The 11,761-nt window shown below is 69.7% G+C and carries 10 protein-coding genes; 3 read left to right on the forward strand and 7 right to left on the reverse strand.

Annotated features, from left to right (window positions below; genetic code table 11):
* Positions 1-254: 254 nt before the first annotated feature.
* The 4 genes from H6844_03635 to H6844_03650 all read right to left on the reverse strand — a co-directional run bounded on the left by H6844_03635 (position 255) and on the right by H6844_03650 (position 4,454).
* Positions 255-1,238, reverse strand: coding sequence for an NADPH:quinone oxidoreductase family protein (locus H6844_03635; GenBank protein ID MCB9928494.1), 984 nt, complete (start codon positions 1,236-1,238; stop codon positions 255-257).
* A gap of 145 nt (positions 1,239-1,383) precedes the next feature.
* A complete protein-coding gene (locus H6844_03640; GenBank protein MCB9928495.1) occupies positions 1,384-2,013 on the reverse strand; it encodes a glutathione S-transferase family protein in 630 nt (209 codons plus the stop codon).
* A gap of 205 nt (positions 2,014-2,218) precedes the next feature.
* Positions 2,219-3,004, reverse strand: coding sequence for an enoyl-CoA hydratase/isomerase family protein (locus H6844_03645; GenBank protein MCB9928496.1), 786 nt, complete (start codon positions 3,002-3,004; stop codon positions 2,219-2,221).
* Positions 3,005-3,080: 76 nt separating this feature from the next.
* On the reverse strand, positions 3,081-4,454 hold the full coding sequence (locus H6844_03650) for an MATE family efflux transporter (protein ID MCB9928497.1): 1,374 nt from the start codon (positions 4,452-4,454) through the stop codon (positions 3,081-3,083).
* A gap of 99 nt (positions 4,455-4,553) precedes the next feature.
* Here H6844_03650 and H6844_03655 point away from each other — a divergent pair, with 99 nt between their 5' ends.
* Positions 4,554-5,051 (forward strand): nuclear transport factor 2 family protein, encoded by a 498-nt coding sequence (locus H6844_03655; GenBank protein MCB9928498.1) that lies wholly within the window; start codon positions 4,554-4,556, stop codon positions 5,049-5,051.
* Between the two features lie 187 nt (positions 5,052-5,238).
* Here H6844_03655 and pyk read toward each other — a convergent pair whose 3' ends face one another.
* Positions 5,239-6,669: a pyruvate kinase gene (pyk, locus tag H6844_03660; GenBank protein MCB9928499.1), complete on the reverse strand. Its 1,431-nt coding sequence runs from the start codon at positions 6,667-6,669 to the stop codon at positions 5,239-5,241.
* A gap of 5 nt (positions 6,670-6,674) precedes the next feature.
* A complete protein-coding gene (locus tag H6844_03665) occupies positions 6,675-7,964 on the reverse strand; it encodes a glycerate kinase (GenBank protein ID MCB9928500.1) in 1,290 nt (429 codons plus the stop codon).
* A 94-nt stretch (positions 7,965-8,058) separates the two neighbouring features.
* Between H6844_03665 and H6844_03670 the strand changes: the two genes are divergently transcribed.
* Positions 8,059-8,355 carry a DUF1244 domain-containing protein gene (locus tag H6844_03670; GenBank protein ID MCB9928501.1) on the forward strand — a complete coding sequence of 99 codons (297 nt, stop codon included), beginning with the start codon at positions 8,059-8,061 and terminating at the stop codon, positions 8,353-8,355.
* Positions 8,356-8,550: 195 nt separating this feature from the next.
* On the opposite strand, the gene H6844_03675 is transcribed toward H6844_03670, so the two are convergent.
* The gene (locus H6844_03675; protein ID MCB9928502.1) at positions 8,551-9,468 is read right to left on the reverse strand and encodes an SDR family oxidoreductase; all 918 of its coding nucleotides are present in this window, start codon (positions 9,466-9,468) and stop codon (positions 8,551-8,553) included.
* A gap of 352 nt (positions 9,469-9,820) precedes the next feature.
* Between H6844_03675 and H6844_03680 the strand changes: the two genes are divergently transcribed.
* Positions 9,821-11,725, forward strand: a complete 1,905-nt coding sequence (locus tag H6844_03680) for a propionyl-CoA synthetase (protein ID MCB9928503.1) — start codon at positions 9,821-9,823, stop codon at positions 11,723-11,725.
* Positions 11,726-11,761: the final 36 nt, after the last annotated feature.

An 11,761-nucleotide genomic window follows, 5' to 3' on the forward strand; every position in this document is an offset into this window, starting at 1 on the left:
ACTTGGCAAAGCGCCGCGACCGATCCCGGTTCTCGCCTCCGGCGCGGCCGGGACACGGATACCGTTGCCGCCGCTGGAGCGCTTTCGGCACTGGTTGAACCACTCTCCTGCCCCCATCTCCCGCGCAAGCGGCAGCCCATGCCGGAGAGCTTCTCGCAGGACACGGGACTCTGTATTGGTCTCTCAGGCATGGGTCCCCGCTTCCGCGGGGACAGAGGAGATGGGATGGTGAGCCAGCGGGAAAAGAACCCGCGCTAGGCGTCCGTCAGCTCCAGCACGATCTTGCCCGGCTCGTTCCGGTCCAGCAGCATGGCATAGGCCCGGGCGTAGTCCGCCGCCGGCAGCACCGCCCGGACCGGCGGATGCAACTGGCCGGCCTCGTGCATCCGCGCCAGATCGGCAAAGGAGCGGCGCAACTCGCCCGCATCGTGCAGGAAATGGGCGTTCCAGAACACGCCGACCGCCGCGACGCCCTTGACCAGCAACAGATTGGCCGGGATTTGCTGGATGCGCCCGGCGGCAAAGCCGACGATCAACAGGCGCGCGCCCCAACGCACGCAGCGCAACGCCTCATCGAACAGATCGCCGCCGACCGGGTCGTAGACCACGTCCGCGCCCTGGCCGTCGGTCAGCGCCTTGACCGCGTCGCGCAGGCTCTCGCTCTGGCTGTCGACCACGGCGTCGGCGCCTGCGGCCCGCGCCGCCTCGCCCTTGGCCGCGCCGCGCACCTGGGCGATGACACGGGCGCCCAGCGCCTTGCCGATCTCGATCGCCGCCAGGCCGACGCCGGAGGTCGCGCCCAGCACCAGCAGCGTCTCGCCCGCCTGCAGCCGGCCGCGCACGGTCAGCGCGATGTGCGAGGTGCCGTAGATCACCGGCCAGGCCGCCGCAGTCCGCGCATCCATGCCCTTCGGCATCGGAAACACCCGCTGCTCGGGCGCCACGATGCGGCTGGCGAGACCGCCGTATTGCAGGGCGCAGAACACCCGGTCGCCGGGCGCGAAGCCCCGGACGCCCGCGCCCACGGCCTCGACCGTGCCCGCCGCCTCGAAGCCGGGGGTGAAGGGGAAGGGCGGCTTCACCTGGTATTTGCCGGCGACCATCAGCGTGTCGGCGAAGTTCAGCGCCCCGGCCTCCGCCGTCACCGCGATCTCGCCCGGTCCGGGCGCCGCCGTCGGCGGCTCGCCCAGCCGCAGCCCCGCGGGCTCGCACCAGTCGTCGCAAAAGAGCGCTACCATGCCTTCCTCCTGCCGCCCGGCTGCCGGACCATCCGGCGCCCTCGGGGGCCATCGCAAAAAACCGAGGCCCGCACGCGGGATGCACCGCGCGCGGGCCTGGAAAGGGTTCTATCAGCCGGCCCCGCCCGCTGGCGAGGCGGCAGGCTTACGCGGCCAGCGGGAACAGCGGTGCCACCACCGTGCCGCGCCGGTGCAGGTTGGCCGCGAATTCCTGCGGGAAGCTCTCGTGCACCGAGCCGGTGACCGTTTCGGTCGCCATCAGCGCGTCGGCCCAGGCCTTCACCTGCGGGAAGCCGTCCAGGAGGCCGCTTTGCAGCTTCGCATCCACCGCCAGGAAGCGCTGGAAGAAGGGCGCATAGGCGGCATCGACCAGCGACAGGTCCGGCCCGTTGAAATACGGCCCGTCATTGCCGCGCTCGGCGGCGATGGCGTGCTCCAGCTTCGCCAGCACGGTTTTCGCCGCCTCGAAGCCCTCGGCCTGCTCTTCCGCCGTCTTGGCGTAGTAGCAGGCGGAAAGCCCGCTGGAGAAGGTCGGCACGAAATCGGTCCAGGCGCGGTTGCGGGCGCGCTTCACCGGGTCGGCCGGATGCAAGGGTGCGCCCACGGTCTCGTCGATGAACTCGGCGATGGCGTTGGATTCGAACAGCGGCGTCGCGCCCACTTTCAGCACCGGCACCTTGCCGTGCGGCGAGATTTCCAGGAACCAGCCGGGCTTGTCGCGCAGGTTGATATAGGTAACGTCGAACTCGACCCCTTTGGCACGCATCACGATCACGGCGCGCTGAACCCAGGGTCAAGTGACGGAGCTGATCAGATGATACCGCTCGGTCATGGGGAGGGTCCTTTGATTGTCGGAAGACACGGAAATTGTCGGAAGACACGGAAATTGTCGGAAGACAAGGCGCAGTGTAGCGCAACGCCGCGCCCTTGCCATCTCCGCTTCGGCCGGGCGGCGGTGGAGGCCGCCCGGCGCGATGCGTCTACCGGCCTTTCCAGTCGGGCGACCGCTTCTCGGCGAAGGCTTTCGGGCCTTCGATATAGTCTTCGGATTCGACCATGGCCTTGTAGGCCGGATAGACGGACTGGTTGCGGATCGCATCGGCGACGCTGGTCTCGTCCAGGCCCATATAGACGCCCTGTTTCGAGGCGCGGATCGACATGGGCGAGCATTCCAGGATGGTCGCGGCCCAGCGCTTGGCGCCGGCCAGCGCCTCGCCCTTCGGCACCACCTCGTTGACGAAGCCCAGATCCTTGCCCTCGGCGGCGCTGACGCGGCGCCCGGTCAGGATCATGCCCATGGCCTGCTTGAAGTGGATGTGGCGCGGCAGGCGGTGGATGCCGCCGGCGCCGGCTGCCAGGCCCACCCGCGGCTCCGGCAGGGCGAAGGTGGCGTTTTCGGCCGCGATGATCAGGTCGCAGGCCAGCGCGATCTCGAAACCGCCGCCCATGGCCCAGCCATTGACCGCCGCGATCACCGGCTTGGCGATGTCATAGCGGTTGGTCAGGCCGCCGAACCCGGTGTCCGGTCGGTGGCGCGGCCCGCCGGCCGCCTGGTATTTCAGGTCGTTGCCGGCGCTGAACGCCTTGTCGCCGGCGCCGGTGACGATCGCGATCCACTGCTCCGGATCGTTGCGGAACGCGCTGAAAACCTCGTCGAACTCCCAATGCGCCGGCGGGTGCAGGGCGTTGTAGACCTCGGGTCGGTTGATGGTGACGATGGTGAGCGGGCCTTCGCGCTCCACCTTCAGGAATTCGTATTGGGCCATCGGGCGTATCCTCCAGGAACGGTTCCGGTTTCAGTGAGGCAGGCATGGTGCCGCGGTTTCGGCGCGGCGGCAATCGTCAGGCCGCCTCCGCCCGGCGCAGCAGCCGGGGCCAGAACAGCCAGAGCGTCGCGCCGCGCAGCGAGAAGAAGACCAGCAGGCAGAGCCAGAGCCCGTCATTGCCGCCCCAGTCCCGCGTCAGCCACAGCGCCAGCAGGTAGAGGACGAAGCTCATCAGCATGGCATTGCGCATCAACCGGTTCTGGGTCGCACCCAGAAACACCCCGTCCAGCACGAACGCCACCACCGAGACCAGCGGAAACGCCACCGCATAGGGCAGGAAGTCCCGCGCCCGCGCCTGCACCTCCTCGATGCCGGTCAAAAGCTGGATGCCGAACCAGCCGCCCGCGCCCCACAGCACCGCCAGGCCGACGGCAATGCCGAAGGACCAGCGCAACGCGCCGAAGGTGGCCCGACGCACCCGTTCGCGGTTGCGCGCGCCATAGGCCTCGCCCACCAGCGCCTCGGCCGCGTGGGCGAAACCGTCCAGCGCATACGTGCCGATCATCACCATCTGGTAGAGCACCTGATTCGCGGCCAGCGCCACGTCGCCCTGCATCGCCGACAGGTTCATGAAGATCGCAAGGCCGGTGATCAGGATCAGCGTGCGGATGAAAATGTCCCGGTTCACCGACATCATCCGCCGCAGCCGGGCCAGGTCCAGCACCCGGGTGCGCCCCTGGCCGCCGGGCAGCGTCGCCAGCCGGCGGCGGATCAGCACGAAGGCCAGGGCGATGGCCAGGTATTCGGCGATCACCGTCGCGCCGGCCACCCCCTCCACCCCCCAGCCGAAGCCCCAGACGAACAGGAAGTCCAGGGCGATGTTCAGGCCGTTGGCGAACAGTTGCAGATAGAGCGGCGTCTTGCCGTCCTCCAGCCCGTAGAACCAGCCGATGGCGACGAACATGGCCAGCGCCGCCGGCGCGCTCCAGAGCCGGATCGCCAGATAGTTGGCGGTCTGTGCCTCCACCGCCTGGCTGCCGTCCAGCGCCCAGAGGCCGGCCTGGACGATCAGAGACTGCGCCAGGACGATGGCAAGGCCCAGCAGCCCCGCCAGCAGCATGGCGCGGGTCAGGATATTCCGCACCTCGCCCCAGCCCGGCCCGTCCGCCAGGCCGTGGCCGGCGCCCACCGCCTGGGCCGTCGGCCCGGTCGTGCCCATGCGCAGGAAGTTCAGGCTCGCATGCACATAGTTGTAGATCACCGTCCCCAGCGCGACGCCGCCGATAAAGGCCGGGTCGGGCAGATGGCCGACCACGGCGGTGTCGACCGCGCCCAGCAGCGGCACGGTCGCGTTCGAGACGATGATCGGCAGCGCCATGCGGCGCAGGCGCCGGTCGGTGGAGGGCTCGGAGACGGCCTGGGACGGCGGCGGCGCGCTGGGGACGGTCATGCGGGGGAGGCGGTTCGCTCGGGCGGGGAGTTGGCTCTATCCTGTACCAAGTCTAGCCGCGGGCGCCCGGCCCGTCATTGCCGCCAAAGGAGCACACCCATGACCGCTGCCCCATCCTCCCTCGACCGCCTGCTGGCCGCCGACGCCATCCGCCAGCTCAAGGCCTCCTATTGCCGTTTCGTCGATACCAAGCAGTGGGGCCGGCTCACCGCGTTGTTCGCGCCGGACGCGCGGGTCGAGGGCTTCGGCTCGGTGCCGGACGGTTCGGACGCCGCGGCGTTCGTCGAGGGGGTGGCGGCGTTTCTGGGCCCGGCGATCTCGATCCACCATGTGCACGAGCCGCAAATCCTGGTCTCCGGCCCCGACACCGCCCGCGCGGTCTGGCCGATGATGGACTATGTGGAACGCCCCGCCGCGCCGACGCCGGAGGAGCGGGGCTGGATCGGCTGGGGGTTCTACGAGGAAGACTATGTCCGCTCGGCGGGGATTTGGCGCATCGCCTTCATGCGCCTCGCCCGCCAGCGCATGGACGCCCTGACCCCGGACCATCCCCGCCCCAGGCCCGGCCGCATCCCCCCGGTCCCCGGCTGGATCTGAGGCAGCGTGTTGGCCGAGTCCGCCGTGTTTCCCGGCCGAGCCGGAGGCGAGGGCCGGGACCGGTGTCTTTCATCGAACACCCTCCTTGCCGGTGTTCGCACGCCGCAAGCGGCCCCGGATCGCCGCGCTGCGGCGTCCGGGGAACAATTCGCCCTGTGGGCGGCCTCGTGGCGAAGTGATAAGCGCCCTAATACACCGTCGCCCGCGGCACCCAGGCGAGGCGCAGCACGTTGGTGGCGCCGGGGGTTCCGAAGGGTACGCCGGCGGTGATCACCAGCGCATCGCCCGGCTGGGCCAGGCCCTCGGAGCGGGCGATGCTGGCGGCCTTCTCGACCATGAGCTGGAAATTGTCGACGTCGGCGGTGTGGACCGTGTGCACGCCCCAGGTCAGCACCAGCCGGCGCGCCGTCTTCTGGTTCGAGGTCAGGCCCAGCACCGGCGCCATCGGCCGCTCGCGCGCGGCGCGGTAGGTGGTCGAGCCGCTGGTGGTGTAGGTGACGATGGCGGCGGCGTGGATCGTCTCCGCCACCGTGCGCGCCGCCGCGGTGATGGCGTCGGCGGCGGTCGGCTGCGGCCGTTCGTGCTGGGCTTCCAGCACCTGCTGGAACACCGGGTCGGCCTCCACCCGCTTGATGATCCGGTCCATGATCGCCACCGCGTCGGCCGGATAGTCGCCGGCGGCGGTCTCCGCCGACAGCATCACGGCATCGGCGCCGTCATAGACGGCCGACGCCACGTCCTGCGCCTCGGCCCGGGTGGGGGCGGGGGAGTGGATCATGCTTTCCAGCATCTGGGTCGCGACGATCACCGGCTTGCCCAGTTCGCGGCAGCAACGCACCAGGCGCTTCTGCTGCACCGGCACCTCCTCCGGCGGCATTTCCACGCCCAGGTCGCCGCGGGCCACCATGCAGGCGTCGGAGAGTTCCACCAGTTCGCGCAGCCGGCTGATGGCGGCGGGTTTCTCGAACTTGGTCAGCACGCCGGCGCGGCCGGCGATCAGGCGCCGCGCCTCGGCCAGGTCCTCCGGCCGCTGCACGAAGCTGAGCGCGATCCAGTCCACGCCCTGGTCGAGCGCGAACTGCATGTCGTGCCGGTCTTTCTCCGTCAGCGGCGACAGCGGCAGCACCACGCCGGGCACGTTCACGCCCTTGCGGTTGGACAGCGGGCCGCCGGCGATCACCTCGCAGTCGGCGAATTCCGGGCCGCAATCGAGAACGCGCAGGCGGATCTTGCCGTCGTCGACCAGCAGGTCGGTGCCTTCCTCCAGGGCGGCGAAGATTTCCTTGTGCGGCAGCGTCACCCGCTCGGCCGTGCCGGGCGCATCCTCCATGTCGAGGCGGAAGTGCTGGCCCGCTTCCAGCACCACCCGGTCGCCCGCAAACGTGCCAACCCGCAGTTTCGGGCCCTGCATGTCGGCCATGACGCCGATGGGGCGGCCGGTCTCGCGCTCGATCTGGCGGATGGCGGCGAGGCGGGCGGCGTGCTCGGCGTGCTCGCCATGGCTGAAATTCAGCCGGAACACGTCGACCCCGGTGTCGAACAGCTTGCGGATCACCTCCTGCGAGGTGCTGGCCGGCCCGAGCGTGGCGACGATTTTGGCGTGGCGACCGCGGTGCATGACTGTCAAGGCTCCTGGCGTTCCGGGCGATCGATCAGGATCGCGCGAAAATCGTTAACATTGGTCCGTGTCGGTCCGGTGACGATCAGATCGTCCAGCGCCGCAAAGGCGCGATAGGCGTCATTGTCGGCCAGCAGCGCCGCCGGGTCCAGGCCCCGGGCGCGCAGGCGGGCCAGGCTGTCGGGGCCGGCGAGCGCGCCGGCATTGTCCTCGCTGCCGTCGATGCCGTCGGTGTCGGCGGCCAGCGCGTGCACGGCCGGATGCCCGCCCAGCGCCAGGGTGAGGCCCAGCAGGAATTCCGCATTGCGGCCGCCGCGCCCCTGGCCGCGCACTGTCACCGTGGTCTCGCCGCCGGAGAGCAGCACGGCGGGAGGCGCCAGCGGCTGGCCGTGAGCCGCCACCTGCAACGCGATGCCGGCCAGCGCCTTGCCCACCTCGCGCGCCTCGCCCTCGATCCGGTCGGATAGGATCAGCGGCGCCACCCCGGCCCGGCGCGCCACCTCGGCCGCCGCCTCCAGCGCCTGCTGCGGCGTGGCCAGCATGCGGAAATCGGTGGTGGCGAACACCGGGTCGCCCGGCTTCGGCGTCTCCGCCGCCGGGTCGGCGAGGCGGGCGGCGACGCTCGCCGGCGGGTCGATGCCATAGCGGGCGAGCACGGCGCGGGCGTCGGCCAGCGTGCTATCGTCCGGCACGGTCGGGCCGCTGGCGATCACGTCGGCCCGGTCGCCCGGCACGTCGGAAATGGCGAGCGTCACCAGCCGCGCCGGCGCCGCCAGCGCCGCCAGCCGCCCGCCCTTCAGCGCCGAAAGGTGTTTGCGCACCGCGTTCATCTCGCCGATATCGGCGCCGGAGCGCAGCAGGGCGGCATTCACCGCCCGCTTGTCGTCGAGCGAGACCCCGTCCGCCGGCAGCGCCAGCAGGGCCGAGCCACCGCCCGAGGCGAGGAACACCACCAGGTCCTGCGGCCCCGCCGCGGCGGCGAGCCGGGCGATGCGCGCCGCCGCCTCGGCCCCGGCGGCGTCTGGCATGGGGTGGCCCGCCTCGACGACCTCGATGGATCTTGTCGGCCGGCCGTGGGCGTAGCGGGTGACGACCAGGCCGGTCATCGCCACGTCCGACCAGGCGTCTTCCACGGCCGCCGCCATGGCCGCGGCCGCCTTGCCGGCGCCCAGAACGATGACGCGGCCCGCGGCGGGCGGCTCCGGCAGGTGGGCGGCCAGCACGCGCTCCGGCGCCGCGCGGTCGACGGCGGCGCGAAAACAGGCGAGGAGGAGTTGACGCGGATCGGACATCATGGTGACTCGTCCCATGGAAACCGGCCCTGGTCAACGCGCGTCTTGACCACGATATAAGGGCCACCGCAACCGCCCGCCGAGGAGGCCCGCCCCCATGGACCAACAGACCCAGACCGAACTGGAAGCCGCCGCCTTCCGCACCCTGGTGCAGCACCTGCGCGACAATCCGGACGTGCAGAATATCGACCTGATGAATCTGGCCGGCTTCTGCCGCAACTGCCTCTCGAAATGGTACAAGGCCGCGGCCGACGAGCGCGGCCTCGCCCTGGACTACGAGGCGGTGCGCGAGAGCATCTACGGCATGCCGTACGCGGACTACAAGGCCCGGTACCAGACCGAGGCCTCGCCGGAGAAAATCGCCAAATTCCAGGAAAAGAACCCGGGCCACTGAGCCCTTGGCCTGGTGTGCTCTCTGTGCCGGTTGACCCACTCTCCTGCCCCATCTCCCGCTTCCGCGAGGGCAGGGGAGATGGGCTGGTGAGCCAGCGGGAAAAGACTCCGCTCCAGGCTCTGAACCGGAGCCCTTGACGGCAAGGGCGCGCGGGCGGCCGTCGCCGGCCCGCCCGCGCGCCCTCGGCCGTTCGGGTCAGATCGGGTCCCAGCTAAAGTATTCGCCGGTGCTTTCCAGGCCGTAGAGTTCGTTGCGCAAGGCCGGCTCGGCCATGGCCGCCAGCGACTCGTGGTCCCAGCCGCCGGCGCGGTGAATGGTCTTCACCGGGCGCGGCTGGCTCATCAGATAGATTTCGCCGCCGCGCACGCCGAAGACGTTGCCGGAAATCTTGGCCGCCGCCTCGCTGCAGAGATAGGTCACCACCGGCGCCACATGCTCCGGCCGGGCGTTCTCGCGGAATTTCTCGAACGCCTCTGCCTGCTCGTCGCTCTTGATCGGGATCGACTCGATCATCCGCGTCCAGGCGAAGGGGGCGACGCAGTTGGAGCGGATGTTCTTGATCGCCCCTTCCATGGCCAGCACGCGGCTGAGGCCGACAATGCCCATTTTCGCCGCCGCGTAGTTGGCCTGGCCGATCTGGCCCACCAGGCCGCTGGTCGAGGTGAAGTGGACGAACGCGCCCGACTCCTGCTCGCGCATCGGCTCGACCGCCGCGCGGGAGACGTTGAAGCAGCCGTTCAGATGCACCTCGATCACGGCCTTCCAGTCGCTTTCCGACATTTTGTGCAGCATGCCGTCGCGCAGAATGCCGGCGACGTTCACCACCGCGTCGATGCGGCCGAAACTGTCGATGGCGGTGTCGATCATGCGGCGGGCGCCGTCCCAGTCCGAGACGCTGTCGACATTCGCCGCCGCCTCGCCGCCCATGGCCTGGATCTCGTTCACCACCTGCTGCGCCGGCGCCAGATCGCCGCTTTCGCCGCCGGACAGCGAACCGCCCAGATCGTTCACCACCACCTTGGCGCCGGCCTTGGCCATGTCGAGCGCAATGGCGCGGCCGATCCCACGCCCGGCGCCGGTCACCAGCGCCACCTTGCCATCCATCAAACCCATGGTTGGATCTTCCTATTCAGTGCGAGCAATGGCCGGGCCGATGCCGGCCGTCCAGGGCCGAACCGCGGGACCAGCGTCCGCGACGGGACGGTCCGGTTCCCTTGTGAGTAGCAGGCGGGCGCCCGGCTGTCACGCCGGCGCAACGCCCGGGCCGGTGGCCGTGGTCGGTTTCCGCCGTTACCGCCGCCGCCCGGACGGTTTTCCCGCCCGCCGGCCGCAATCGGGAAGCCCCTCCCAGGGCGCCGTCTATTTGCGTGCGCGGCCCCAAGGCCGCTTGCCACCCGGTATGTCCCTGCCGTAACACTGCCCAAAATTTCGTCGCGACTGACGCCAAGGAAAGGACATCTGGACGATGACCGGACGCTACGCCGAACTGCATGCCCGCTCGCTGGCCGACCCGAACGGCTTTTGGGGCGAGGCCGCCGAGGCCGTCCACTGGTACAAAAAGCCGGACTATATCCTGGACGACCGCGACCCGAACCGGCCGCGCTGGTTCACCGGCGGCGAGACCAATGCCTGCTACAACGCCCTCGACCGCCATGTGGAAAGCGGCCGCGGCGAGCAGGCGGCGATCATCTATGACAGCCCGGTCACCAACACCATCCGCTCCTACAGCTTCCGCGAGCTGCGCGACCAGACCGCCCGCTTTGCTGGCGCGCTGCGCAAGCTGGGGGTGGGCTATGGCGACCGGGTCGTGATCTACATGCCGATGGTGCCGGAAGCGGTCGTCGCCATGTATGCCTGCGCCCGCATCGGTGCCGTGCACTCGGTGGTGTTCGGCGGCTTTGCCGCGCACGAGCTGGCGGTGCGCATCGACGATTGCCAGGCCAAGGTGGTGGTCAGCGCCTCGTGCGGCATCGAGCCGAACCGCATCGTCGAGTACAAGCCGTTGCTGGATGGTGCCATCGAGCAGTCGAAGAACAAGCCCAGCCACACCATCGTGCTGCAACGCCCGCAATGCGCCGCCAGCATGGTCGAGGGCCGGGACATCGACTGGAACGACGCCATGGCCATGGCCGACCCGGTCGATTGCGTGCCGGTGAAGGCGACGGACCCGCACTACATCCTCTACACCAGCGGCACCACCGGCCTGCCCAAGGGCGTGGTGCGCGACACCGGCGGCCATATCGTGGCGCTGCACTGGTCGATGAAGAACATCTACAATGTCGATCCGGGCGAGGTGTTCTGGGCTGCCAGCGACATCGGCTGGGTCGTCGGCCATTCCTACATCGTCTATGCGCCGCTGTTCGCCGGCAACACCGCCATCCTGTTCGAGGGCAAGCCGATCGGCACGCCGGACGCCGGCGTCTACTGGCGCATCATCAGCCAGCACAATGTCAAGTCGCTGTTCACGGCGCCCACCGCCTTCCGCGCCATCCGCGGCGCCGACCCGGAGGGCAAACTGCTGAAGCAGTATGATCTCTCCGGCTTCCGCACCCTCTATCTGGCGGGTGAGCGTTCGGACCCGGACACGATCCAGTGGGCCGAGCGGCAATTGCAGGTGCCGGTGATCGACCACTGGTGGCAGACGGAAACCGGCTGGTCCATTGCCGCCAATCCGGCGGGCATCGAATTGCTGCCGGTCAAATACGGCTCCCCCACCAAGCCCGCGCCGGGCTGGGACCTGCGGGTGCTGGGCGAGGACGGGCACGAACTGGCGCCGGGCAAGATCGGCGCGCTGGTGGCGAAGCTGCCGATGCCGCCTTCGTCCTTCCCGACGCTCTGGAACGCGGACGAGCGCTATCTCTCGTCCTATTTCAACAACTTCCCGGGCTATTACGAGACCGCGGACGCCGGCTATATCGACGAGGACGGCTATGTCTTCGTCATGGCGCGCACCGACGATATCATCAACGTCGCCGGCCACCGCCTGTCGACCGGTGCCATCGAGGAGGTGCTGGCGGCGCACCAGGATGTGGCGGAATGCGCGGTGATCGGCGTTGCCGACGACCTGAAGGGCCAGATCCCCGTCGGCTTCCTGGTGCTGAAATCCGGCGTCAACCGGCCGGAGACGGAGATCAAGGCCGAAGTGGTGAAAATGGTGCGCGAGACCATCGGCCCCGTGGCCGCCTTCAAGGACGCCGCCGTGGTCGAGCGCCTGCCCAAGACCCGCTCCGGCAAGATCCTGCGCGGCACCATGCAGAAGATCGCCGACGCGGAAATCTGGAAAATGCCCGCCACCATCGACGACCCGGAAATCCTGGCCGAGATCGAGGCGGCGCTGAAAACCGTCGGCTACGCCCGCAAGGGCGGCTGACGCGGAGGGCTCGGGGCTGCGGTGCCATGGTCGCAT

It is taken from the genome of Alphaproteobacteria bacterium, assembly GCA_020638555.1.
Classification (GTDB): Bacteria; Pseudomonadota; Alphaproteobacteria; order Bin95; family Bin95; genus JACKII01.

Bases quoted from the DNA above. Each gene is read 5' to 3' on its own strand.
- H6844_03665 (MCB9928500.1), bottom strand. From the start codon at position 7,964: ATGATGTCCGATCCGCGTCAACTCCTCCTCGCCTGTTTTCGCGCCGCC.
- H6844_03670 (MCB9928501.1), top strand. From the start codon at position 8,059: ATGGACCAACAGACCCAGACCGAACTGGAAGCCGCCGCCTTCCGCACC.
- pyk (MCB9928499.1), bottom strand. From the start codon at position 6,669: ATGCACCGCGGTCGCCACGCCAAAATCGTCGCCACGCTCGGGCCGGCC.
- H6844_03645 (MCB9928496.1), bottom strand. From the start codon at position 3,004: ATGGCCCAATACGAATTCCTGAAGGTGGAGCGCGAAGGCCCGCTCACC.
- H6844_03675 (MCB9928502.1), bottom strand. From the start codon at position 9,468: ATGGGTTTGATGGATGGCAAGGTGGCGCTGGTGACCGGCGCCGGGCGT.
- H6844_03650 (MCB9928497.1), bottom strand. From the start codon at position 4,454: ATGACCGTCCCCAGCGCGCCGCCGCCGTCCCAGGCCGTCTCCGAGCCC.
- H6844_03655 (MCB9928498.1), top strand. From the start codon at position 4,554: ATGACCGCTGCCCCATCCTCCCTCGACCGCCTGCTGGCCGCCGACGCC.
- H6844_03680 (MCB9928503.1), top strand. From the start codon at position 9,821: ATGACCGGACGCTACGCCGAACTGCATGCCCGCTCGCTGGCCGACCCG.
- H6844_03635 (MCB9928494.1), bottom strand. From the start codon at position 1,238: ATGGTAGCGCTCTTTTGCGACGACTGGTGCGAGCCCGCGGGGCTGCGG.